The organism is Chitinophagales bacterium (genome assembly GCA_020636495.1).
In the GTDB taxonomy this organism is placed as follows: Bacteria; Bacteroidota; Bacteroidia; order Chitinophagales; family Chitinophagaceae; genus UBA5543.
Map to the genome: position 1 here is coordinate 2475704 of JACJXQ010000008.1, position 21868 is coordinate 2497571.

The 21868-nt window shown below is 44.0% G+C and carries 22 protein-coding genes; 14 read left to right on the forward strand and 8 right to left on the reverse strand.

What is annotated here, in order from left to right; translation table 11 throughout:
- The first annotated feature begins 226 nt into the window (after positions 1-226).
- Complete coding sequence (upp, locus tag H6550_10935) at positions 227-877, forward strand: uracil phosphoribosyltransferase (protein MCB9046634.1); 651 nt, start codon at positions 227-229, stop codon at positions 875-877.
- Positions 878-980: 103 nt separating this feature from the next.
- The gene (locus H6550_10940; protein MCB9046635.1) at positions 981-2018 is read left to right on the forward strand and encodes a PorP/SprF family type IX secretion system membrane protein; all 1038 of its coding nucleotides are present in this window, start codon (positions 981-983) and stop codon (positions 2016-2018) included.
- A gap of 54 nt (positions 2019-2072) precedes the next feature.
- Here H6550_10940 and H6550_10945 read toward each other — a convergent pair whose 3' ends face one another.
- Positions 2073-2675: a DNA-3-methyladenine glycosylase gene (locus H6550_10945; protein ID MCB9046636.1), complete on the reverse strand. Its 603-nt coding sequence runs from the start codon at positions 2673-2675 to the stop codon at positions 2073-2075.
- A 57-nt stretch (positions 2676-2732) separates the two neighbouring features.
- Here H6550_10945 and H6550_10950 point away from each other — a divergent pair, with 57 nt between their 5' ends.
- Positions 2733-3428: an SAM-dependent methyltransferase gene (locus H6550_10950; protein MCB9046637.1), complete on the forward strand. Its 696-nt coding sequence runs from the start codon at positions 2733-2735 to the stop codon at positions 3426-3428.
- A 5-nt stretch (positions 3429-3433) separates the two neighbouring features.
- On the opposite strand, the gene H6550_10955 is transcribed toward H6550_10950, so the two are convergent.
- Both H6550_10955 and H6550_10960 read right to left on the reverse strand, forming a co-directional pair.
- Positions 3434-3847, reverse strand: a complete 414-nt coding sequence (locus tag H6550_10955; GenBank protein ID MCB9046638.1) for a hypothetical protein — start codon at positions 3845-3847, stop codon at positions 3434-3436.
- Between the two features lie 66 nt (positions 3848-3913).
- Positions 3914-5002 carry a glycosyltransferase gene (locus H6550_10960; protein ID MCB9046639.1) on the reverse strand — a complete coding sequence of 363 codons (1089 nt, stop codon included), beginning with the start codon at positions 5000-5002 and terminating at the stop codon, positions 3914-3916.
- 178 nt (positions 5003-5180) lie between these two features.
- On the opposite strand from H6550_10960, the gene H6550_10965 reads away from it, so the two are divergent.
- Positions 5181-6953: an acyl-CoA dehydrogenase family protein gene (locus H6550_10965; GenBank protein ID MCB9046640.1), complete on the forward strand. Its 1773-nt coding sequence runs from the start codon at positions 5181-5183 to the stop codon at positions 6951-6953.
- Between the two features lie 200 nt (positions 6954-7153).
- Complete coding sequence (locus tag H6550_10970; GenBank protein ID MCB9046641.1) at positions 7154-8638, forward strand: hypothetical protein; 1485 nt, start codon at positions 7154-7156, stop codon at positions 8636-8638.
- A gap of 51 nt (positions 8639-8689) precedes the next feature.
- Here H6550_10970 and prmC read toward each other — a convergent pair whose 3' ends face one another.
- Positions 8690-9541, reverse strand: coding sequence for a peptide chain release factor N(5)-glutamine methyltransferase (prmC, locus tag H6550_10975; protein MCB9046642.1), 852 nt, complete (start codon positions 9539-9541; stop codon positions 8690-8692).
- A gap of 111 nt (positions 9542-9652) precedes the next feature.
- Here prmC and H6550_10980 point away from each other — a divergent pair, with 111 nt between their 5' ends.
- Entirely contained in the window at positions 9653-10120 is a 468-nt protein-coding gene (locus tag H6550_10980) for a hypothetical protein (protein ID MCB9046643.1), read from the forward strand.
- Positions 10121-10263: 143 nt separating this feature from the next.
- Here H6550_10980 and H6550_10985 read toward each other — a convergent pair whose 3' ends face one another.
- The gene (locus H6550_10985) at positions 10264-10899 is read right to left on the reverse strand and encodes a hypothetical protein (GenBank protein MCB9046644.1); all 636 of its coding nucleotides are present in this window, start codon (positions 10897-10899) and stop codon (positions 10264-10266) included.
- Between the two features lie 90 nt (positions 10900-10989).
- On the opposite strand from H6550_10985, the gene ribD reads away from it, so the two are divergent.
- The 5 genes from ribD to queG all read left to right on the forward strand — a co-directional run bounded on the left by ribD (position 10990) and on the right by queG (position 15101).
- Positions 10990-12042, forward strand: a complete 1053-nt coding sequence (gene ribD, locus H6550_10990; protein ID MCB9046645.1) for a bifunctional diaminohydroxyphosphoribosylaminopyrimidine deaminase/5-amino-6-(5-phosphoribosylamino)uracil reductase RibD — start codon at positions 10990-10992, stop codon at positions 12040-12042.
- Positions 12043-12049: 7 nt separating this feature from the next.
- A complete protein-coding gene (locus tag H6550_10995; GenBank protein MCB9046646.1) occupies positions 12050-12925 on the forward strand; it encodes an EamA/RhaT family transporter in 876 nt (291 codons plus the stop codon).
- Positions 12926-13531 (forward strand): YigZ family protein, encoded by a 606-nt coding sequence (locus H6550_11000; protein ID MCB9046647.1) that lies wholly within the window; start codon positions 12926-12928, stop codon positions 13529-13531.
- Between the two features lie 158 nt (positions 13532-13689).
- On the forward strand, positions 13690-14073 hold the full coding sequence (locus H6550_11005; protein ID MCB9046648.1) for a DUF559 domain-containing protein: 384 nt from the start codon (positions 13690-13692) through the stop codon (positions 14071-14073).
- A 128-nt stretch (positions 14074-14201) separates the two neighbouring features.
- Positions 14202-15101, forward strand: a complete 900-nt coding sequence (gene queG, locus H6550_11010) for a tRNA epoxyqueuosine(34) reductase QueG (GenBank protein ID MCB9046649.1) — start codon at positions 14202-14204, stop codon at positions 15099-15101.
- Between the two features lie 120 nt (positions 15102-15221).
- Here the strand turns inward: queG and H6550_11015 are convergent, their stop codons facing one another.
- From H6550_11015 to H6550_11025, 3 genes are all read right to left on the reverse strand, one after another.
- A complete protein-coding gene (locus H6550_11015; protein MCB9046650.1) occupies positions 15222-15923 on the reverse strand; it encodes a hypothetical protein in 702 nt (233 codons plus the stop codon).
- 253 nt (positions 15924-16176) lie between these two features.
- Positions 16177-16683, reverse strand: coding sequence for a hypothetical protein (locus tag H6550_11020; protein ID MCB9046651.1), 507 nt, complete (start codon positions 16681-16683; stop codon positions 16177-16179).
- 466 nt (positions 16684-17149) lie between these two features.
- Entirely contained in the window at positions 17150-17539 is a 390-nt protein-coding gene (locus H6550_11025; GenBank protein ID MCB9046652.1) for a hypothetical protein, read from the reverse strand.
- A gap of 160 nt (positions 17540-17699) precedes the next feature.
- Here H6550_11025 and gap point away from each other — a divergent pair, with 160 nt between their 5' ends.
- The 3 genes from gap to H6550_11040 all read left to right on the forward strand — a co-directional run bounded on the left by gap (position 17700) and on the right by H6550_11040 (position 21760).
- Positions 17700-18713 carry a type I glyceraldehyde-3-phosphate dehydrogenase gene (gene gap, locus H6550_11030; GenBank protein MCB9046653.1) on the forward strand — a complete coding sequence of 338 codons (1014 nt, stop codon included), beginning with the start codon at positions 17700-17702 and terminating at the stop codon, positions 18711-18713.
- Between the two features lie 66 nt (positions 18714-18779).
- Entirely contained in the window at positions 18780-19991 is a 1212-nt protein-coding gene (locus tag H6550_11035) for a phosphoglycerate kinase (protein MCB9046654.1), read from the forward strand.
- 71 nt (positions 19992-20062) lie between these two features.
- The gene (locus H6550_11040; protein MCB9046655.1) at positions 20063-21760 is read left to right on the forward strand and encodes a transferase; all 1698 of its coding nucleotides are present in this window, start codon (positions 20063-20065) and stop codon (positions 21758-21760) included.
- Positions 21761-21868: the final 108 nt, after the last annotated feature.

Here is a 21868-nt window from a genome sequence, read left to right on the forward strand (position 1 = left end):
TAGCTTGTAGCTGGTAACTTATACAAAATGCGTGCAAAGGTACAAAAATAGAACCTTGTAGGTGGTATCAAAATTTAGCTCATCCGGTTTAACGCCACTTTAACTGTAATCTTATATATATGACTGATTGTTAACAACTTCTTCTGAATTGTCATTTATATATGACCTGGCAAATATTTCCTCTTGTAGACAATTTTGAATAATTTCAGGGTATAACACACATATTATGGTTACAAACCTGAGTGATAGCAACTCCATACTCTGCAACTGGATAGCCCAGATCAGGGATATCAGTATTCAGCAAGACAGGATGCGTTTTCGCAGAAATATTGAACGTATAGGCGAGGTGGCAGCATATGAACTGAGCAAATACCTCCCATACACTGACTGTAAAGTGCAAACCCCTATGGGCGAGGCAGATTGCACTGAACTGAGCCAGGTGCCTGTACTGGCTACCCTTTTACGTGCGGGATTACCTCTGCACCAGGGAGTTATGAACTATTTTGACCAGGCAGACAATGCTTTTATTGCCGGATACCGCAAACACCATCGCGATGGCACTTTTGAGATAGCTCAATACTACGTTACCAGCCCCGAACTGGAAGGCCGACCACTTATAGTAGCCGACCCCATGCTGGCCACCGGATCATCACTTGCCCTGGCCCTTGAATCACTGCTCGAGAACGGGAAACCCTCGCAGATACATGTAGTAACAGTAATTGCATGTACCGTTGGTATTGAACATCTTAAGCGAAAATTTCCGGAAGCTTATATATGGGCAGGAGCTATTGATGATGAGCTGACAGCACGCGGATACATAGTGCCGGGGCTGGGCGACGCGGGCGATTTGTCATTTGGTATAAAAATGCAATCCTGACCCAACTAAAATATTATGCCTTCTGTCTTGCATAGTAATAGATTTTGGCTTAATTTGCCATGCAGAAACCGATAAATTAACAATTATTAAAAAGTTTACCCAGATGAAGAAAATATTATTAGGAGTAGGTGCTGCGATGATATTCACAACTTCAGGTATGGCGCAGGATGCGCATTTTACTCAATACTTCGCATCTCCCCTTACACTGAACCCGGCACTGACCGGCCTTACTCAATGCGATGCAAGGCTTGCAGTGAACTTCCGTTCTCAGTGGGGAAGTGTATCTCCTAATCCTTATACCACAGCAACCCTGTCTTACGACATGGCTACTATGAAAGGTACGCTGGGCAATGGAGACGCTTTAGGTGTAGGTGTTTTAGGTTTTTATGACAAATCAGGCCTCGGTGGTTTACAAAACGTTACACTCGGCCTTTCTCTTGCATACCACAAAGCTTTAGGTTACGAAAAACAACATACGTTATCTATTGGCCTGCAAGGTGCTTTAGTTCAAAAATCATTAGACTTCACTAAACTGAAGTTCGAAGATCAATACAATCCTCAATCAGGTGTTGCTGACTACCAAACCAGCGAAGTAGTTGGAAATGCGGATCTTACTTATCCCGATTTCAATGCTGGTGTTATGTACTCAGGTCGTGTTACCGAGCATGGTACAGCTTACATCGGCTTGTCTTACTACCACCTGACTTCTCCAACAGAGTCTTTCCTGAATGATAACCATACTATCAGCCCACGTTACTCCGGCTATATTGGTGGTTCATTCGATCTGAACGAGAACCTGGTACTGTATGCAAGCGGTTTGTACCAAAGCCAGGCTTCAGCTTCTGAGATCATGGCAGGTGGTGCTATAGGTTTCGTTTTGAACCCCGGTTATGATAAAGAATTCACTAAGAGCACTATCTTCTACTTAGGTGGTTGGTATCGCTACGGTGATGCGATCGCTCCATATATCGGTTTCGAGTGGTCAAAAATGAAGTTAGGTGTTAGCTACGATGTTAACGTTTCAAGCTTTGCTCCTGCTACAGGTGGTAACGGCGGTTACGAAATATCACTGATATATAACGGTTGCTTCAACAAGCGTGCAGCCCAGCCTACTTACAACTTCGCTTGTCCTAAGTTCTAATCAAACTTTTTAAATAATAAAAAAGGGTAGCAATTGCTACCCTTTTTTATTGCACTAAAGTCCTTTACCCTTACTTATATACTTATTACCCTTTATCATAAAACGGTAGGGCAGATAAGCATCCTCTGCAGCATAACCTACGCCTACCCTTGTTCCCGCAACTATATCTTTACCTGTTATATCAATACCTCTGTCCTCGATATATATGTGCGCACTCTGTAATAATGTACCGGTAAGCCGTGTAGTAATCCCCATGGCGCTGCTCAAAGCACCCGGTCCGGCTGTAAGAGCTGGCGAAAGTACTTTCCTACCCCTTCTTTCAAGCATCATATCAATTCCTTCCAGCGGCTCCAATCCGCGTATGAGAACGGCATGAGGCACATCCTGCGCACTGGTAACTACATTGAACAGGTGATGTATACCATAACACAGGTATACATAGGCCACTCCACCCTCGCGGTACATGATCTCCGTTCTCGCGGTACGCCTGCCTCCGTAAGCATGTGAAGCCTTATCCGTAACACCTGCATATGCTTCGGTCTCTACAATAATGCCGGAAGTAACCACCCCTTCAAAATTAGTAACCAGCACCTTCCCCAGCAGATCTTTTGCTACCTGCACCACATCCTCCCTTTCGTAAAACTCTGATGTTAACACCGAATAAAATTACAACTGTCATGCGAAAGAGAAACAATAATGTATTTTTATCGTCTCATGGCAGGATTATATCTTATACCCATACCGATAGCGGATGACGCGCTGCATACACTCAGCGAAGAGATAGGAACTGTTACCCTGCAGGTACAGCACTATTTTGTAGAGAACGTACGTACCGCCAGGCGTTTTCTTAAAGCGCTACACCCTTCTATTGTTATAGACAACCTGCATTTCTCCGAAATAGATAAACACAATGGCCCTGATCTGCGAACACTCGCTGAATGGCTGAAAAACGGCTATTCAATAGGAGTGATGAGTGAAGCAGGCTGCCCGGGCATTGCCGACCCCGGTTCTGTACTGGTACAAAAGGCACATGAATTGAATGTTGATATTATACCACTCACGGGACCTAACTCTATGATACTTGCGTTGATGGCATCCGGACTTAATGGCCAGAGTTTTGCCTTTCATGGATATCTGCCCCTGAAAGATCCTGCACGCAGTAAAAGGATAAAAGAACTGGAACAATTATCTGCAAAAGAAAAACAGACGCAGATATTCATCGAAACGCCTTACAGGAACCAGGTATTATTTGAAGAGCTGCTGAAGAACTGCAACAACAGCACATGGCTCTGCATTGCCCGGAATGTAACAGGAGCAAATGCATACATCAAAACAAGGAGTATAGCTGATTGGAAAAAGAACAAGCCCGACTGGGAAAAGCAACCTACCGTATTCCTGGTATTAGCGTAATGATCTTAGTTCTCGTTTTCAGGTAGGTCTTTAACGGTTTCTATTCCGTCTACCACATATTGCCCTTTGGGCATATCATCGTTAGCATGATTATCGCCACGCCAGGGCAGACTTCTGCGGTATTGTACATAGTGTAGCTTTACCCGCTTGTCCATACAACCCTCCAGCGAATCAGCCACTTTTATATCCACAACACTGAAGGTAAAATATTGCGCTTTGAAGTTCCCCCCGGCTACCTGCCCGAAACCACGTTGTATCATCTCCCCTTCGTAGGTTTTAAACACATTTCCTTTTCTCGAGAATTTTTGCAGAACACCCTCACGATATCCCTCGCTATATGGATTGTAATAGTACCAATACACATAACCTACTATCGATAGTACTATTATCAGTACAGAAAAGAATACAACCTTACGCATAGACAAATGTACGAAAGCAGTATATTATTTAATAACTATTTTACATACTTAACTTTCCCGCAACAGTTATTTAACGGTCCTGTCTTTCCAACGGTACACTCCTGCAAAACCAAGGAAACCGGCAAGCACAATATACACTATATGCAACGGCTGCAATACCGGGAACAGGAGTAAACGTCTCCTGCAATGAAAGAAATTCGCAACAGGCAACAGGTACACTAATTCAACCGTTGTTTTCACCAGTAATGCTGCAGAGAACCACGCCAGGTAAACAGGGTGCACAATACCATATACGAACAGCGCAAACAGGAGTACATTCAGCAAGTATACCATCGCCAATATCCCGGTCATTTTGTTATCATCATACTTGCCCGATTTAGAGGCCCAGCGTATACGCTGATTCAAAAAACTCATCCATCCCGGCTGTGGCGGTGTAGATACTATGGCGTTAGCAGATTTCAAATAAGCAATACCTCCGGGGAAAGACCTGTTCAGTTTCATCATCAGCAGGTAATCATCTCCCGAAGCAATGTGATCAATTCCTTTATACCCCCCTACTTCTTCATATGCTTTCTTAGAAAAAGCAAGATTAGCGCCGTTACACATATTACCTAGCTTCAACCTGAGTGTAGCCGCTGTAATGCCCTGCATACTCATAAAATCAAGCTGTTGAAATACCTGCACTATACTATTATCCGAGGTAAAACGCACCGGTGCAACCACCATTACCGCCTGTTCCAACTCGTATTTAGCAGCAATCTCTTTCAGCCAGTTCTTTCCGGCAGTACAGTCCGCATCAGTGGTCACTATCAGGTCACCTTTACTTTGTGCAATACCTGTAGCCAGTGCCAGCTTTTTAAAGGCCACTACTTTGGCTTCACTGCCCATATGTGCAGCCAGGTCTATATATTTTACACGCTCATCTGTAAACGATCTTATTATAGCAGCTGTATCATCATTGGAATGATCATCAATTACAATGACCTCAAGCAATGCAGGGGGATAATCCTGGGTTAGCACAGACGTGATGCAGGAAGCGATATTCTCTTCCTCATTCCGCGCAGGAATGACAACAGATATCTTCGTTGAGGGTACATAACTGTCGTGCAATACAAAGAGTGGTTCTTTACGCCACCCCCGCCTGTACAACATCATTAGAATGATGTAGCATAAGAGCAATACCCCTGTTATGTATAAAACTATCTGCATGGGTTGAGTACGCAAGATACCATGAAACACCGGGTAAAAATAGCTCGCACAAAAGTATTGACACACAATAATTTAACAACTACGCAATCCTTTTTTCAGTAACTTCATACAAACGGTTTTTCAGATGGAACAGACAGAGATAAAAACACCCGCAGGCGGCAGTTTTCTTATATCAGAACCTACTCCTGAACAAACATTCACACCGGAAGATTTTAGTGACGAACAGCGCATGGTAGCACAAACTTGCGACGAATTCCTGGATAAAGAAGTAATACCCAACCTGGTTGACATTGATAACCAGAAAGAAGGCCTTATGGTATCGCTGCTGGATAAGGCAGGAGAATTAGGCCTCTTAGGTGCCGCATTCCCCGAAAAGTATGGTGGACTTGGTGAAGACTTTGTTACCTCTACCCTAATTAATGAAAGCCTGGGCGGAGGACATTCTTTTGCCGTTGCCATGGCTGCACATAATGGCATTGGCTCATTGCCTATACTCTATTTCGGAACCGAAGAGCAGAAACAGAAATACATACCCAAACTAGCCACAGGTGAATTTAAAGGCGCATATGCACTCACAGAGCCCAACTCTGGTTCCGATGCATTGAGTGGCAAAACATCGGCAACGCTTACCGAAGATGGTAAACATTATGTCTTAAATGGCCAGAAGATATGGATCACCAACTCAGGCTTTGCAGATGTATTTACTGTCTTTGCCAAAGTAGATGGTGACAAATTCAGCGCATTCATTGTAGAACGTGGCACAGAAGGCATGAGTTTTGGCGAAGAAGAACACAAAATGGGTATTAAAGGTTCCAGCACTAGACAGGTGTTTTTCGAGAACTGTAAAATACCCGCCACCAACCTGCTGGGCGAAATTGGGCGCGGTCATATCATCGCATTCAACATACTGAATATCGGGCGCCTGAAATTATGTGCCGCTGCACTGGGTGGCGCCAAAAGAGCTTTGAATATCAGCGTTAAATATGCATCTACGCGCGAGCAATTCAAAACGCCCATAGCACAGTTTGGCGCAATACAACACAAATTGGCCGAGATGGCTATACGCGTGTTCGCTACAGACAGTGCACTGTACCGCACGGCAAGCTGGATAGCCAACAAAGAAAGAGAAATGGATGCAGCAGGTAAAACAGAAGCAGAAGCACAATTAGGCGCAGCAGAAGAGTATGCCATAGAATGTGCTATGCTGAAAGTACTGGGCTCCGAAACACTGGACTATGTAGTGGATGAAGGTGTGCAGATACATGGAGGTAATGGATTCTCTGACGAATATGACATATCCCGCTCTTATCGCGATAGCCGCATCAACAGGATATTTGAAGGCACGAACGAGATCAACAGGCTGCTAACACTTGACATGTACCTGAAACGGGCCATGAAAGGCCGAATAGACCTGATGAAACCTGCTATGGCCATTCAGAAAGAACTGATGGGCATACCTGACTTTACTGAAGATGATACGCCATATGCTGCAGAACGTAAAGCAATAGCCAACTTCAAGAAAGCCATACTAATGTGTGCCGGCGCTGCTGTACAAAAGCTGATGATGAAAATTGAACATGAGCAGGAAGTATTGATGAACCTGGCTGATATGCTGATGGATACCTTTATGGCTGAAAGTATGCTGCTACGCACGATGAAACTACAGGACGACAAAAAAGAACTGGCATATGATGCTACTCGCGTGTTTATAGCAGATGCTGCAGACCGTATCAACCATTCAGGTAAATGTGCAATTAATGCATTTGCGGATGGCGATGAACAACGCATGATGCTGCTGGGTATGAAACGTTTTACCAAAATAGCGCCTTTCAATACAAAAGAGGCCCGCAGAAGGATAGCTAAGCAATTGGTAGACAAGGGTAAATACCTGTTCTAGGCTATCTGCTGCTTTATTGGTAGAAAAATTATAATATTATTTTGTTTAATGGAAATAATCTCCATACCTTTGCGCCGCCAAATGGTAGGGCATTAACCTTAATATAAGATTAACGAGGGAGAAATGTCAGAACGAGATTTGTTCAGCACCTTTGCAGAGTAAAAGCAATTTTAAGCAAATTAATTTATAAAAACAATAACATGGCTAACAAAGACAGCAAGAATTTTGTTGACACTATCGTAGAAGCACAGAAGCAAATGATGGATAACGTTACCGAGCAAACCAGGAAGTTCGCTAATGGTAACAACATCGTTAAAGAAACTGTGGAAAAAGGCAGCGAGTGGTACAAGAACTGGTTGGAAGGCCAGAACAACATATACACTTCAGCTAAAGAAAAAGCTGCTGACATGTCTGGTAAAACACAGGAAAACACTGATAAAATGACTGAATTCTATCAGAACTGGATGAACAACCAAATGGAAATGGCTAAGCAAATGTGGGAAATGAACATGAACCACATGAAGAACAGCACACAAAACACTACTGTTAACAACGATCCTATGGCAGCATGGAACAACATGATGAACAGCTGGAACAGCTGGTACAAAAACATGAACCAGGCTGCACAGTGGAACGACATGATGAACAAGTTCCAGGCTAACAATCCTTTCTCTGCTGATGCATGGAAGAAAGCTGCTAACGACTGGACCGGTATGTTCAACCAATATTATGAAATGCTGAACAACAGCTTTTCAAACATGCAGAAAGACATCCAGAACGGAACTACACAGGATGCTTTCCGTAACATGGTAAATGTTTCTGAAGCTTTCACTCGTTTTTCTGAAATGTGGACCCCATTCATGAAGTCTATCCAGGACAAAACTTTTAACACTGAGATGTTCAAGCAGTACGCTAACCCTGCTATGTACAAAGACCTGATGGATAAATACTTCGGTTTCATGCCTGAGCAAAGCCGTGAGTACATGCAGAACATGACCAACATGATGCAGGAGAACATCGCTAAGATGAACCAGAATGGTGTAGCGGGTTACAACCAGATGCGCGACATGATGGGTAACATGATGCCTGCTCAGAACGACATCTTCGGTACTATGATGAACAACTACAATGCGTTCACCAAAATGATGAACGAAGCGGCTGCTCCGATGACCAAAATGATGGGTTCTGACAAGAACGCTAAAATGGTAGCTGAGTGGAACGACATCGCTAACCGCATGGTTATCTACAATATCAAGAATTCAGAACTGCAATACATGGTGTACACGCAAGGTGCCAAAGTAATGGACAACCTGGCTGACTACATCACAAGGAAAATAGAGAACGGTGACGAGATCAACAGCATGATGACCGTTTACCAGGATTGGCTGAACATCGGCGACCAGACTTTCGTTGAACTGTTTGAAAGCGATGAGTACAGCAAAATGATGGCAGAAGTAAATGCTATGCAACTGACACTGCGTAAAGATGTTGAGAAGCAACTGGAAAAAGCTATGGTAGGTATACCTGTAGCTACCCGTAGCGAAATGGATGAACTGTACAAGACTATCTACGAACTGAAAAAGCAAGTTCGTGAGCTGGAAAAAGTAACAGTGAACAACATAGCAGAAGAAAATCCTGTAAAGAAGACAACAACTACTACTTCAAGCAGGGCTAAGAAAGCATAATTCAGAGTTTCGTGTAAATATTAAGAGGGGGCTGTTCATTCAGCTCCCTTTTTATTTTTGAGCTTTCAGCATTCGGTTATTGCCGTGCATATCCTTCATCAGCTCAACTGCCTTGTACCCTTCTTTTACAAATAGCTCCTGCGTCTGCTCTGCATGGTCTACATGCAACTCGCAATACACTATACCACCCTCTTTCAGATGGGTATGTCCAAACTCAGCGATATGCCTGTAAAATAGTTGCGGGTCATCGCCGGGCACAAACAAAGCCTGTTCAGGCTCATAGTCTTTTACATTGGCATGTATACTATCCTGCTCCGTTTCCGGTATGTATGGCGGATTAGAAACAATAACATCGTAAGAAGGCAACGCGGCCCATTCATCCTTATCCAAAAAATCAAGCAAAATGAAAGTAACATCAGCCTGCAAACGCTTAGCATTTTCTTCTGCGACACCTATCGCACCTATACTGATATCTACCGAGGTAACATCAGCCTTTGGCAAACCCAACTTCAGCGATATAGGAATACAGCCGCTACCTGTACCGATATCTAATATCTTCGGGCTGCCACCCTTATGGTCATCCAGTATCCATTGTACCAGTTCTTCCGTTTCAGGTCGCGGTATCAGTACATGCTCATTCACCTTAAATTCATGCCCCATAAAAAACGCCCTGCCCAGTACATATTGCAATGGCGTAGCACTGAGCAGCAGAGGTACTATCCTGTCATAATCTGATTGCTGGTGCGTAGTGAGCAGCTTGTCCTTATCCGTTATCCTTTGCAGGCGAGAGGCTCCTGTTATATACTCCATCACCTCCTGCGCTATAGCAGTAGCCTCGCGGTCATCATAAACAGCCAGTAAAGCTATTGCCAGTTCCTTTTGTGCTGAGAAGTAGGTATGCATAGTGTAAAGATAGACATGATTACACTAATATGACACCATGAAACATAAGCTGTGAACCTCAGTATACTGAGGTAAGAATGCGTTATATTTAGCTCATCAAAAAGCAATCAAATGACAAAGCCTGACAACAGTGTAGAATTTATGTACGAATCGATCATTACCATATTTGACTACATTATAGATAAAAAAGAGAGGGAAAAAGCATTTCATGAGAACAACAAAGAATTATTCATTGATTCATGCAAACAGATACAGGCTGAACATCCCAAAGACTACCCCAAAGGACTAAAACAAGCATATAATGATATGACTACGATGGCTCAACACCTTGTTGAATATGACGAAAGCGAAAAAGAAATTTTAGATAATATGCTTATCGCAAAATCGGGGCGAGGTTTAATAGATGCAGAACTTGAACAGGAAAAGACAATTACCAAAATACTTAGACGAAAGAAGATCAAAAACGAAGAGGAATATTATATCGTTACAGAGTTACTATCAGACACAAGTAACAATTTCAGAGGGAAAGACAAACTCAGTAATATCCTAGCAGAATACGAAGAAAAGCATAGCAAATAATTAGTTGTTACCCATCCCCTCCAAATTAGTCTCCCCTTTAGGGGATAGGGGGAAATAATCTGATTACATTTGGGGGAGTGAACCACACGCAATACATACAACGCTGCCTTGAATTGGCCGAAAAGGTAAGGGGCATGTAAGCCTTACTTTAAAATAATACCGCGACGATTAGCTTCATACTTAAACCAATCATTAAGGTTGTTCTTATTATTCCTGATATACTGAATAACCTCCGGCTGTTCAGGAATGACCTCTCGATAGTTACAATCGTCCTTATTATCACACCTCACCATAAAATAGGCCATATCACCATATGTACGATAAGCAAATATTGTATCACTGTCACCTATAAACATAGTACCTGCATACGGTGGAGTATTTACACGATCCGGTGTGATCTTTTCACCATTATGATAAAAGGAAAAATACAGGTTAGTAGTATCATTTACCAATTCTATTCTATCCAATTTCAGTTCAAGTTGACCATAGGTTATTTCTTCGGACATAGTATCCGGTACATAACGATAATACTTCATTGAATCGCGGTACTCTATTATACCTTTTAGAAAATCCGGCTGTTTGTCACAATACACACAATATAAGTACCATTTTGACGCATCATATTGTGACATAAGGCCATACTTTTCTATCACTTTTGGATACACCCTATTCCCATTAACATTGCATGAAGAAACAGCAATTGAACTAATAAGGAATAAGCCTAAAGCCAGTAAAAACTGTGTGCGGTTCAGTTTGTTCATTTCATGCGTAGTGTTCATGCTACTAATTTATACAATAAATTAGTCTCCCCTTTAGGGGGATAGGGGGAATAATCTGATTATTTTTATGCCGTGAACCACGAAGCATACATACAACGCTGCCTTGAGCTGGCCGAAAAAGGCAAGGGCCACGTGAGCCCTAACCCTATGGTAGGTGCAGTACTGGTGCACAATGGCCGTATCATTGGCGAAGGCTGGCACCAACAATATGGCGAAGCACATGCCGAGATCAATTGCCTGGCATCGGTACAGGAGGCTGATAAACCGCTGATAAAGGACAGCATCATGTACGTATCGCTGGAGCCATGCGCGCACTACGGTAAAACTCCACCCTGCGCCCTGCGACTCGTAAAGGAGCATGTAAAAGAAGTGGTCATCTGCAATACAGACCCCTTTGAGCAGGTATCCGGCAAAGGCATACATATACTAGCCGATAATGGCATACGTGTAGAGACAGGCATACTGGAGGCAGCAGGCAAGTGGGTCGACAGGCGGTTCTTCTGCTTTCATGAGCAGAAGCGCCCTTACATCATCCTGAAATGGGCGCAAACACAAGATGGCTTTATAGCACCGGAGGACAAACAACGACTACAGATAAGCAGCGCAGAAAGCAACAAGCTGGTGCACAAATGGCGTACCGAAGAAGATGCCATTATGGTCGGCTACAATACCGCCCTGCACGACAACCCGCAACTCACCGCGCGGCATTGGCAGGGCAACAACCCTTTGCGCATCGTCACCGACCGCAAACTGCAATTAGACAACTCGCTCCACCTCTTCGACAACAGTGTAGAGACATGGATATTGAATGAAACGAAAAACGAAACAGGGGGACTTACTCATTATGTACAACTCAACTTCGAATTTCATATTCTGCCTCAACTCATGGACAAGCTGTACCACGCCAACAAACAATCGCTGATAGTAGAAGGCGGCCCTACCCTGTTGGCGGCGTTCATACGAGATGGCTTATGGGATGAGGCGCGCATATTCACTGGTAATAAAACATTGGGCAAGGGCATCCCTGCACCACAGCTTACCCACGAGCAGTTTGCCTTTCAACAAAAAATAAGCGAAGATGTTCTGAATGTGTATACCTACAAAGGCACCCATTACCCCTACGTAAACGGCTACACATTATAATACTTTTATGTTCTACCTGCTGCTGGTCATACTGCTTAATACTTATGTATTTACCACGTTCAAACTTTTTGCACAGTACGGGGTCAATTCGCTGCAGGCTATATCGGTAAACTATTGGGTTTGCGTAGCTACGGGACTGGTAACACACGGCATTACCTGCGACCTCGCAACCATGACCAGCGATAGCTGGTTCGGGCACGCATTGGTAGCCGGAACCTACTTTATCTTCCTGTTCAACCTGCTGTCTTACAGCACTGGCACGCTGGGTATAACAGCCACTACGATACCTAATAAACTATCACTGGTCATACCTGTGCTGTTCTCGTACTGGCTCTATAATGATACGCTGGATGCATGGAAGATATCAGGTATCATATTATCCATACCCGCCGTATACCTGGCCACTACAAAAAAAGAAGAAAGGCAGCCTTTTCAATTAAAACACCTGGCATTACCCGTCATGATATTCATCTTCAGCGGCCTGCTGGATACCTACCTGAAATATGTGCAGAGTTTTCACCTGCACATTGCTGACACACAACCGGCATTCACCATTATCTCCTTTGCCGTAGCCGCCATACTAGGCAGCGCATATGCCATCATACGCATCGCCTGGGGCAAGGATAAGTTTGCAGTGAAAAACATACTGGCAGGCATCTTGCTGGGCATCCCCAACTACTTTTCTATTTACTACCTCATACGCCTGTTCGACAGCAACTTTATGCAGAGCTCGGCTATTATACCTGTCAACAACATAGGCATTGTAATAAGCACTACCTTAGTGGCCATACTCCTGTTCAGGGAGCAGGCGGGCAAACACCGCATAGCAGGTGTCATACTATCCGTTATTTCCATAATCCTTATCGCACTTTCAGGTTACTAAATGGACGAACAATATACATACAGGACCATCACGGCACCCACCACCAGCGATTTTCGCGACCGTGGCAGCAAGTTCTTCGGATTTGCCTACCCCGTGCGTGATGTGGAAGAAGTAAAAGAACACGTAAAAGCATTAAAGAAAGAACACCCCAAGGCCGTACACTATTGCCTCGGTTTCAGAATAGGTACAGACGGCACACTGTTTCGTGCCAACGACGACGGCGAGCCTTCGGGCAGTGCGGGCAAACCCATACTAGGGCAGATAGATAGTGCTGGACTCACTAATGTACTGGTTGTAGTAGTACGTTATTTCGGCGGCTCGTTGCTGGGTGTGCCGGGGCTAATCAACGCTTACAAAACAGCTACCGAAGAAGCACTGGCAAAAGCTGAAGTAGTAGAAAAACAGATAGAGCAGATGGTGACCATATCATTCGACTACCCCGCTATGAACGATGTAATGCAACAACTGAAACAATCGGAAGCAACCATATACCGGCAGGACCTGCAACTGTTCTGCGAAGTAGAAGCAGGCATTCCAGTAAGGCATAGTGAGCAATACATTACTAAGCTGGAAGAGATAAGAGGTGTAACTTTAAAACAACAATAAACAAGCTCCATTCCTCTTCTCCCACTCGCGTCATTGCGCGGGAGTAACGCATTCAACTTCCCCTCTTGAGAGGGGTTAGGGGTGTGTCCACTCGCACAGGAAAAATCAACACTATCAGGCACACTGCACAATAAGAAATTGTTTTATACATTTAACCGGTGCGTAGAAAATTAATACCATACAACCCCAAACTGAAACATCTGGCAAGACAACTGCGAAATAACAGTACCAAAAGTGAGATAAAGCTATGGGGACACTTACGCAATAAGGAGATGTTGGGTTATGATTTTGACAGGCAAAAGCCAATTGATAATTATATCCTTGATTTCTTTTGTTATGACCTGATGCTTGGCATTGAGTTAGACGGTTTTACTCATACTTTTGAAGAAGTATATGTAAAAGATCTGTTGAAAGAAAAAAGAATGAACGAACTTGGCATTACAATTATCAGGTTTGATGACAAACAAGTAATGAACGATATACAAAATGTAATACGGGTAATTGAAATGTTTATTGAAGATTTTGAACAAAAGAGCGAGTAAGTCTTACGCGAGTATACACACCCCTAACCCCTCTCAAGAGGGGAATATAAATACACTTCTCCTCCTGCGGAGGGGTTAGGGGTGTTCTCAAATAGCACTATAATTTGAACACCACCCAACATACCGCAATGATACGCGCCGAGGCACAACGCCTGGGCTTCGATGCTTGCGGTATAGCCCGTGCTGAATTCCTTGAGGATGACGCCCGCAGACTGGAAGAATGGCTGAATAAAGGCTATCATGGCACTATGCACTACATGGAACGCTACTTCGACCTGCGTACCGACCCGCGCAAGCTGGTGCCGGGCGCTAAATCTGTCATCACCCTGCTGCTCAACTATTATCCCGAACAGGAGCAACAACCCCACGCGCCCAAAATAGCCAAATACGCATGGGGCAAGGATTATCATTTTGTAATAAAAGACAAACTGCACCAACTGCTGCATTACATCAGGGAGAACATTGGCGAAGTAGACGGCCGCGGATTTGTAGACAGCGCCCCCGTGCTGGAGCGTACCTGGGCACAACGCACTGGGCTGGGCTGGATAGGCAAGAACGGCAACCTGCTCACCAAACAGTCCGGCTCCTTCTTCTTCATCGCCACGCTCATCAGCGACTTGCAACTGGACTACGACGCTCCCTTTGCCACCGACCATTGCGGCACCTGCACCCGTTGCATAGACGCCTGCCCTACCGATGCCATTGTTAGCCCCACCGTTGTTGATGGCAGTAAGTGCATCTCTTACTTCACCATAGAACTGAAAGAAGCACTCATACCTTCGGAGTATCACGACAAAATGGAAGGCTGGATGTTTGGCTGCGACATATGCCAGGACGTTTGCCCCTGGAACCGATTCTCAAAACCCAACCACGAACCGGAATTTACACCTATACCCGAGATACTAGACTTATCCGTTGCCGAATGGCAGGCCATGACAGAAGAAACATTCCGCAAACTATTCAAAACCTCTCCCCTAGCCCGCCCCAAATGGAAGGGCATACAGCGGAACTTAAACCCCAACTCCTGACCGACCAATCCATCGGGATGGTCCTAAAAGGGCTAAGACAGAAAAGATGAAAGAATACTGGTCTAAGTATCCACTTAGACCCAAGACAAGATCAGCGTCCGCTGACAACGGGTAACAGTTTTATCTTCCACGTTTGTACAATGCAAACACTATCGGGAAATGAGCTAACGGAAATATATCAGTCCTGAATCGATTGTCACCCACAAGTTCAGTAATAAAATAAGCATTCAGGGTCTCATCTTTAAAAACAATATAATTACCTACCCTTTCCCATTGCCCTCTGCTCATCAACGAGGCACCTAATTTGTATGTATACGAACTGCCGTGAAAGTCAACATGCAACGTAGTACTATCTTCGGGAGACAAAACAACACCTGTATACGATTCTGAGTAAATGCCCTCTTCAAATGCATACCTGGTTATAGAGTCCTGTTGTTTTCCTGCACTAAACAACAAACTATCAATAGTAGTCGATCGTTTCAGATAATCATTATCATACCTTACAGCTATGCTATCTCTCCATTTGTCTTTACGCCACTCATTACCATAACCACGAAACACAATTTCTTTGAACCATTCAAAACCCTGTACTACCCGCAACGTAGTATCCGTTACTTTCACTTTCGTATTAAAGCCGGCCTTTACATTATGAAGTATCAGTGTATCTTTAAACCGCATCACAAATCCTGATGCCAGTGGATAAGTATTTAACTGTCCGCACCCACCGCCTGACATTGTAGTATACCGCATCAACTCATAGTAGTTACTGTCTATACAATAAACAAGGTCATCGCTTATATGTCCATGTTTTGAACTATTCATTGTTAACTCATAACGATAACACTGGGCTATTGCGTTATTGGTCAAACAATAGAAAACAATAAACAGTATGGAATATAAGTGCTTCATCAATGTATTTACAGGTAAGTTAATGCATAAACAGGATTAGCCATACACAGATATGTCATATTGTAAGGCTGGACGTAGTCACCTCTGGTCCTCGTTTGAAACGAGGATCAACCGGAACGGCGTTTGTAACGCCTGTGTTGTTTATGGTCTCTGTTGGACGTCAGTTTCATCTTCTCGAAGATTCAACCTTCAATTTAAACCTGGCTATAAGCATCTTCCACTGATTAAGGTATGTTTTATGTTGCCAGTTGATATCAAACTTCTCTTTTTTATCCCATAACCAAGGAGGATATGGAATCTTACAATGTAACATGGGAGTTTTTTCAGCTACACTTTTACGATACTTTTCATCCAGGGAAGATTTAAGATAACAACGTATGTCTATTATTGTATAGTGCTTTGTTGTTTTATATATCTCAAGGTTAATATCGTATAGGTTATCGAACATCTCCAAGAGTTGTGGCAAGATCTCTTTTAAACTGGCCGTATCTTTTTTATTATTCTCTTTCTGTTTTAACCTTGTTGCTTCAAAAAGATTCTGTTCGCTATCATGGATTTCTGACAAAATAAACCTTGTATTGTCTGATATTCTATTCCAGGTGTGTTCTCTTGCCATATTAAGCAACTTAGCAACTGCACCAATCATCTCTCGTTCCAATGTATTTTCAGTCATAAACTATGGATGTACAGTAGAAAATAAAGTTAAAAAATATAAACCAAACCATCCCTGTTGGGCGTAGTCCCCGACTACGTCCCGGAAGATGTCAATCCCCCGATTGACACATACAGCACCCATATTTTAATTTGAAAAATAATAACATTTACGTATTTTTGAAATAGTAAATATTACTCTATCCTTAACCGATCACCCGGTCATGAAAACAGTTACACATCTCAACTATCAACAAGTATCACCAGCAATTCAGCAACAAAAGCAGGCACAAAAGCTAAAACACTACAAAACAACCATTTGTAAAAACAATGTTTTTTCACCCCACCCTGTTTTCCGATACCAAACAATACAAAACGATACAAACCAATTTGCAGTAGAAATTACACTAATATATAACCACACACAAGGAGCTGTTACAGAAAAAACACCTGTTTACTTAACATCACTTAACAATTTCAGCGATAGCTTATTGACTATCAGTAACCTGAGGCAATTCCTCTTTAAGTGCATACTCCCGTCTGAAGAAGAAGATATAGTACACCGCCAGCAAGGCCAGTCCTATAATAAACAGCACTACCGCATATGGCCGCGTCTCCTTTTCAAAGAACTCGCCCAGCATCCATACACTGTTCGCCATGATCCATATACATACCGCTATATTATGAAACAGCTCGGTCATGCTGCCGCGCGAGCGCCACATCAGGTATATGGCCATACCCAGCGTAGGCAATATCATGGTAATGCCACCGGCTTTGAATTCCAGCGCCCAACAGGTGTCTTTCACCAGCCAGAGCAATATATGCCCGTTTTCCAGCATACGGTATCGTGTAGACCGGAACAGTTGTTCAGTACTCATCTTCAGCAAAATAAGGGGCGGAAACTACATAATAGTTATCAACAATTTGTTATTTACCATATTAACATGACCACATTTCCTTATACGACCTTGGATATTATTTGCCATACTCGTACCTTTGCGGCACGTTTAAGTAAATCATATTAAATAATTCCATAGAATGAGTACAGTAAAAGTTGCCATTAATGGTTTCGGCCGCATAGGCCGCCTGGCTTACCGCCAGATCTACAACATGGAAGGTATAGATGTTGTTGCGATCAACGACCTGACCAGTCCTAAATTTCTAGCCCACCTGCTGAAGTATGACACAGCGCAGGGCCGTTTCGATGCAGCTGTTTCCAGCGGCGACGATTCTATTACTGTTAACGGCGATGAAATAAAAATATATGCGCAGAAAGACCCTTCACAAATTCCGTGGGGTGCGCACAATGTAGATGTAGTGCTGGAGTGTACCGGTTTCTTTACCGATGCAGAAAAAGCAAAAGCACACATCACAGCAGGCGCTAAGCGTGTAGTTATCTCTGCACCTGCTACCGGCGACCTGAAAACTGTTGTTTACAACGTGAACCACGATGTACTGGATGGTAGCGAAACTGTTATCAGCTGCGCTTCTTGTACTACCAACTGCCTGGCGCCAATGGCACAGGTGTTGCAAAACAACTATGGTATCAAGTCCGGTATCATGAGCACGATACATGCTTATACCAACGACCAGAACACGCTGGACGCTCCGCACCCGAAAGGTGATTTCCGCCGCGCACGTGCTGCCGCTGCCAACATCATCCCTAACTCAACAGGTGCTGCAAAAGCTATCGGCCTGGTTCTGCCCGAACTAAAAGGCAAACTGGACGGTGGTGCTCAGCGTGTACCAACCATCACAGGTTCTCTGACAGAACTGGTAACCGTTCTGGAAAAATCAGTTACTGCTGAAGAGATCAACGCTGCTATGAAAGCTGCTGCTAACGAAAGCTTCGGTTATACTGAAGATGAGATCGTTTCAAGCGACGTGATCGGTACATCTTTCGGTTCTCTGTTCGATGCGACACAAACCAAAGTAATGACCGTAGGCGATACACAACTGGTAAAAACTGCCAGCTGGTACGACAACGAGATGAGCTATGTTTCTCAGCTGGTTCGTACAGTTAAGCATTTTGCCGGTTTAATAAGCAAATAATAACATTAACATAAGAACAGAAACGCCGCCCAAGGGTGGCGTTTCTCTCTCTAAACTACTCCAGACATGAGCAAATTCAGCAATTACGACTTTAGCGGAAAGAGAGCACTGGTACGTGTAGACTTTAACGTGCCCATAAAAGACGGTGTTATTACTGACGATACACGTATGCGTGCTGCTGTCCCTACCATCAAAAAGATACTTACAGACGGAGGTAGTGTCGTGGTGATGAGCCACTGGGGCCGCCCGCTGAAAGAAATAAAGAAAGACCCCTCTAAAGACTTTGCAGACTTTACCCTGAAGCGTATACAAAACCACCTGGCAGAATTGCTGGGCACGGAAGTATTGTTTGCAACAGACCCCGCAGGAGAAGAAGCCAAGCTGAAAGCAGTAGAATTGCAGACAGGACAGGTGCTGTTACTGGAAAACCTGCGTTTCTCTGCCCATGAAGAAGGCGGCGACCGCGACTTTGCAGCCAACCTGGCCAAGCTGGGCGATGTGTATGTAAATGACGCGTTTGGTACTGCTCACCGTGCGCATGCATCTACGGCAGTAGTGGCTGAGTTCTTTGCACCGGAAAATAAAATGTTCGGGCTGCTGATGGAAGCTGAGATAGTAGCGGCCAACAAAGTGATGAACGAAGCACAGAAACCTTTTGTAGCTATCATAGGTGGTGCTAAAGTTTCTGATAAGATACTGATCATAGAGAACCTGCTGGACAGGGCAACAGATATCATCATAGGTGGTGGTATGGCTTATACCTTCTTCAAAGCACAAGGAGGCAAGATAGGTAACTCTCTATGCGAAGATGACCGCCTGGATATGGCCAACGACCTGCTGAAGAAAGCAGAGGCAAAAGGCGTTTGTATTCACCTGCCATCAGACAGTATACTGGCTGATAAGTTTGCCCCAGATGCAGATACAGCTAATGCTCCCAATATGGAGATACCGGATGGCTGGATGGGACTGGATATTGGCCCTCTTGCATGCCAGACCTTCAGCAAAGTGATAACGGATTCCAAAACTATACTATGGAATGGCCCGATGGGTGTATTTGAAATGGAAAAGTTCCAGCACGGCACTAAAGCCATCGCAGAAGCAGTAGTAGCTGCAACCAAAGGCGGCGCCTACAGCCTTGTAGGCGGCGGCGACAGTGTGGCTGCGGTAAACAAATTTGGCTTTGCCAATGATGTAAGCTATGTATCTACAGGCGGCGGGGCTATGCTGGAGTACTTTGAAGGTAAAGAGCTACCCGGTATAGCAGCTATTAATAAGTAATATCTACGTTGTTAAACAAGAAGCCCCCACTAATGCGGGGCTTCTTTATGAAAACACATTCCTGAATAACCATGAACAAAAGCACCTACATACTGGGAACAGGTTTATCTCACGATGGTTCCACTTGCCTGCTCAAAGACGGAAAAATAGTAGTAGCCATAGAAAAAGAAAGGCTGACCCGCATTAAACATGATGGAGGCAATGATTATCATACAGTACAATATTGCCTGGATGCTGCAGGTATTACCATAAAAGACCTGTCGCTGGTGGTACAGGCTGCAAACTTTGAGAAAGACATACTGCCTGACAGGTATTCAGGTGCCCGTTTCTTTCCTGCTGATTGTAACATTCCTTTTGTCACCATATCTCACCACCTGGCACATGCGTATAGCGCTATCGGCACCAGTCCTTTCAATGAAAGCAATGTACTGATAATTGACGGGTGCGGCAGCCCTTACGAGCAATGTGATGATACAAAGGAGGCCATATGCTATGTACCTGACACTAATACGATGATAGCGGAAAAGGACAGCTATTATCATTTTGCAAATGGTATACTTCAACCACTTATCAAAGACTTTTCAGAATTCGGCGCCCGCGGGAACAATGAACTAAGGCTGCCTACTACCCAACACTCTATAGGTGGCTTATACAGCGTCATAAGCGGCTATGTATTCGGCAATATGGATGATGCAGGTAAGCTCATGGGCCTTGCTCCATATGGCAACAGGGCGCTCTATGATACTCCCCTGTTCCGCTATTCTGGCGACAGAGTTTTTGTAAATGAGGACGCTCTTAAGCACCTTACCCAACCATCAAAAGGATACGATGATTTCAAAACGCGCTTCAAGTACTTTGCTGACATAGCCGCATGGGCGCAAAGAGAAGTGGAAGAAGCTATACTATACACTTTCAAGACACGACTCAAACACAACTATCACCCCAACCTTTGTTATGCAGGAGGCGTTGCACTGAATGCTGTTGCCAATGCACGACTATTGAAAGAAGGCATAGTAGAAAACCTGTACATACAACCTGCTGCGGCAGACAACGGGCTTTCAATCGGGTGTGCTTATTACGGCTGGTTAGAGGTACTAAAAAAAGAAAAACAACAACATATCGGTAGCACCTACTTTGGCAAGTCATACCCTGAGGAAGAGGCACAAAATGCGATCAACAAGTACACTGCGATATTTAAGGTATCCGGAATAAATATTATCCATCCCGACAATGTAGCTGCGCAAACAGCGCAATACCTCGCTAAGGGTAAGATAGTTGCCTGGTATCAAAATGGAGCCGAATTTGGCCCACGGGCGTTGGGCAACAGGAGCATTCTTGCGGACCCGGGGCTACCGGAAGTACAGGCATTTATCAACAGGGAAATAAAGTTCAGGGAAGACTTCAGGCCATTTGCCCCTTCTGTTCTGGCAGAAGATGTCACCAAGTATTTCAGGTATGCCTATGAAAGCCCGTATATGATATTGGTAGACGAAGTATTACCGGAATACCGGGAACTACTGCCCGGAGTAACACATGCTGATAACAGCGCACGTGTACAAACTGTAACACGCAGCATGAATCCTGAATACTATGCGTTGTTACAAGCTTTCAAAGCAGAAAGCGGAATAGGTATATTGCTGAATACGTCGTTCAATAAAAGACGACAGCCAATAGTAGAAACCCCGGAACAAGCTATAGAGCTATTCCTTGAAACGGCGTTGGATATATTGGTAATCGGGAACTTAGTGCTACAGAAAAAGGATGTTTAGCATCAGGACTCTTTACGTGCCATCGCTTCATGGCTAAAGTAACGGGTCCTGAACTGGAGCAAATACCCACTTACTAATAACAAAGTAAATACCTCTGCCAGTGAACGG

What these genes read in the sequence shown, in the direction of transcription:
- upp (MCB9046634.1), top strand. Translation starts at nt 227, where the DNA reads ATGGTTACAAACCTGAGTGATAGCAACTCCATACTCTGCAACTGGATA.
- H6550_10940 (MCB9046635.1), top strand. Translation starts at nt 981, where the DNA reads ATGAAGAAAATATTATTAGGAGTAGGTGCTGCGATGATATTCACAACT.
- H6550_10950 (MCB9046637.1), top strand. Translation starts at nt 2,733, where the DNA reads ATGGCAGGATTATATCTTATACCCATACCGATAGCGGATGACGCGCTG.
- H6550_10955 (MCB9046638.1), bottom strand. Translation starts at nt 3,847, where the DNA reads ATGCGTAAGGTTGTATTCTTTTCTGTACTGATAATAGTACTATCGATA.
- H6550_10960 (MCB9046639.1), bottom strand. Translation starts at nt 5,002, where the DNA reads ATGATGTTGTACAGGCGGGGGTGGCGTAAAGAACCACTCTTTGTATTG.
- H6550_10965 (MCB9046640.1), top strand. Translation starts at nt 5,181, where the DNA reads ATGGAACAGACAGAGATAAAAACACCCGCAGGCGGCAGTTTTCTTATA.
- H6550_10970 (MCB9046641.1), top strand. Translation starts at nt 7,154, where the DNA reads ATGGCTAACAAAGACAGCAAGAATTTTGTTGACACTATCGTAGAAGCA.
- prmC (MCB9046642.1), bottom strand. Translation starts at nt 9,541, where the DNA reads ATGCATACCTACTTCTCAGCACAAAAGGAACTGGCAATAGCTTTACTG.
- H6550_10980 (MCB9046643.1), top strand. Translation starts at nt 9,653, where the DNA reads ATGACAAAGCCTGACAACAGTGTAGAATTTATGTACGAATCGATCATT.
- H6550_10985 (MCB9046644.1), bottom strand. Translation starts at nt 10,899, where the DNA reads ATGAACACTACGCATGAAATGAACAAACTGAACCGCACACAGTTTTTA.
- H6550_10995 (MCB9046646.1), top strand. Translation starts at nt 12,050, where the DNA reads ATGTTCTACCTGCTGCTGGTCATACTGCTTAATACTTATGTATTTACC.
- H6550_11000 (MCB9046647.1), top strand. Translation starts at nt 12,926, where the DNA reads ATGGACGAACAATATACATACAGGACCATCACGGCACCCACCACCAGC.
- queG (MCB9046649.1), top strand. Translation starts at nt 14,202, where the DNA reads ATGATACGCGCCGAGGCACAACGCCTGGGCTTCGATGCTTGCGGTATA.
- H6550_11015 (MCB9046650.1), bottom strand. Translation starts at nt 15,923, where the DNA reads ATGAATAGTTCAAAACATGGACATATAAGCGATGACCTTGTTTATTGT.
- H6550_11020 (MCB9046651.1), bottom strand. Translation starts at nt 16,683, where the DNA reads ATGACTGAAAATACATTGGAACGAGAGATGATTGGTGCAGTTGCTAAG.
- H6550_11025 (MCB9046652.1), bottom strand. Translation starts at nt 17,539, where the DNA reads ATGAGTACTGAACAACTGTTCCGGTCTACACGATACCGTATGCTGGAA.
- gap (MCB9046653.1), top strand. Translation starts at nt 17,700, where the DNA reads ATGAGTACAGTAAAAGTTGCCATTAATGGTTTCGGCCGCATAGGCCGC.
- H6550_11035 (MCB9046654.1), top strand. Translation starts at nt 18,780, where the DNA reads ATGAGCAAATTCAGCAATTACGACTTTAGCGGAAAGAGAGCACTGGTA.
- H6550_11040 (MCB9046655.1), top strand. Translation starts at nt 20,063, where the DNA reads ATGAACAAAAGCACCTACATACTGGGAACAGGTTTATCTCACGATGGT.